The sequence below is a fragment of the Gilliamella sp. X-57 genome (genome assembly GCF_057063565.1).
Map to the genome: position 1 here is coordinate 1 of NZ_JBXSQI010000052.1, position 1921 is coordinate 1921.

The following is a 1921-nucleotide window of genomic DNA, read 5'->3' on the forward strand; positions in this document are numbered from 1 at the left end:
CCAAGAATGAGCAGCTAAAAGGTAATAAACTTGTTCTTTATCATCAATAAAATAAGCTTGCCCTTCACATCGATAGCCTGTCAATAAAATATAACGGTTTTCATCAAAACGGTACACAATTTGCGAGGGCGGAACAATGGTGGGCTTTCGTATATTATTAACTGGCGAAAGTGCCAATATCCCCAAGATAAAGAACAGATAACTCACCATTTGCCATCGCTCACGATATTGCTTAATTAGCATAATAATAAATAACACTCCCCCAATAAGGGTCGATAGTATTGCTAACATCATCATTACCTTTCCGCCCCAACCTCACAACGTATTTTGTCCCAACCTTGGTAAGGTTCGGGTTTTAGATTTTTTATTGAATTTACCCGTAATTGATATTCTTTATTATCAATAAGGCTATCATAGGCACCAAATCTAGAGCCATCCCTAACCCTTTCATCAGAAAACGCCGCTGATGGGTAAAAAATTTGATAGTTGCTTAATCCATGTTCATAATCAAAGTCATCATATTCATAAGATGCGCCAAATATCACCTCATGATTTTTTAAGACAAAATAGCCGGTATTACCCGAAATAGTAATCGGCGTATTTTTTTTCCCAAGCCAAGTATAAAATTCCTGAATAGGCGAATCATCCACCCCAATAAAATAATCAACTTCTTCTCCTGGTACAGCTGCCATTGGGGACACCATCGCTTTTATAAAATGTCTGCCACCATCGACTGAAAAAACAAAATCAGACAGATCATTGGTGGGAATGGCAATATACTGTTTGCCGGGGTTATAGTAGTTAAATTTCGGTAAATGATAAGCTGTATAAAATCGTTCGGTAATTAAGGTATGAATATTATTTTTATCATCATGATACCAAATCAATCCACTGCAATTTTCGCCTTGTAGCTCTAAATAACGATCGGCGTCATAACGATAAATCACCTGCCGCTTTTTACTGACATAATAAAAGGAATAATCTAGCACATCACCATTTCTGGCAATACTATGGAATAATTGATAGCCTTCTTTGGGTAATGGTTTAGGGCGCATAAGCGGCATTGGCTCGGTGGAGGGGAATGGCGCAAAAGTCGATAAAATCACGACCAAAACCACGGGTACAACAAATAACATTATCAACAATTTTGTTATTTTCTGTTTCATGCCTTAATTCCTTATTTAGCTGTGCCTAGCAAGTGTTGATAGACCTCTAACACGGTATGGTTATCGGGCAATTGAGTTCCTTTGGCATTATAATCACAGCGCATTTTATCCCAACCAGTATAGTCGCTTGGAATTGGGGGAATACTTTCGGGGATAATTTGGCTTCTGCCTAAAATAGCTTCTTGTTCAAGCTGTTTTTTTTTCGATAACATATGCGGACCTTTGGTGCCAAATGGCGCTTCTGATACATAAAGCTGACCATCTTTGCCTAAAATAAAAGCCTGATCATTCACCACATCGTATTGCGGTGAATCATGATTACCTAAATAATGCCCAACCCCTAAACGGATACTTCTAAATGAACGCCCTCCATCAATGGAAGTATATATTGCCGACACATCCGACAATGGGATTGAAAGATAGTTTTTTGCAGGATGCCGATAAGGCTCTGTATATAGATCCCAAGAATGAGCAGCTAAAAGGTAATAAACTTGTTCTTTATCATCAATAAAATAAGCTTGCCCTTCACATCGATAGCCTGTCAATAAAATATAACGGTTTTCATCAAAACGGTACACAATTTGCGAGGGCGGAACAATGGTGGGCTTTCGTATATTATTAACTGGCGAAAGTGCCAATATCCCCAAGATAAAGAACAGATAACTCACCATTTGCCATCGCTCACGATATTGCTTAATTAGCATAATAATAAATAACACTCCCCCAATAAGGGTCGATAGTATTGCTAACATCAT

General features: G+C 38.2%; 3 protein-coding genes. All 3 read right to left on the reverse strand.

Annotation, left to right across the window (positions count from 1 at the left end; genetic code table 11):
- Nucleotides 1-297, reverse strand: a 297-nt coding sequence (locus ACYIAL_RS12670) for a T6SS immunity protein Tli3 family protein (protein ID WP_483751893.1), incomplete at its 3' end; no start/stop codon positions are given.
- Entirely contained in the window at nt 297-1166 is an 870-nt protein-coding gene (locus ACYIAL_RS12675) for a T6SS immunity protein Tli3 family protein (protein ID WP_483751812.1), read from the reverse strand. The genes ACYIAL_RS12675 and ACYIAL_RS12670, both read right to left, overlap by 1 nt.
- Nucleotides 1167-1177: 11 nt before the next feature.
- On the reverse strand, nt 1178-1921 hold a 744-nt coding region (locus ACYIAL_RS12680), incomplete at its 5' end, for a T6SS immunity protein Tli3 family protein (RefSeq protein WP_483751813.1).

What these genes read in the sequence shown, in the direction of transcription:
- ACYIAL_RS12675 (WP_483751812.1), bottom strand. Translation starts at nt 1,166, where the DNA reads ATGAAACAGAAAATAACAAAATTGTTGATAATGTTATTTGTTGTACCC.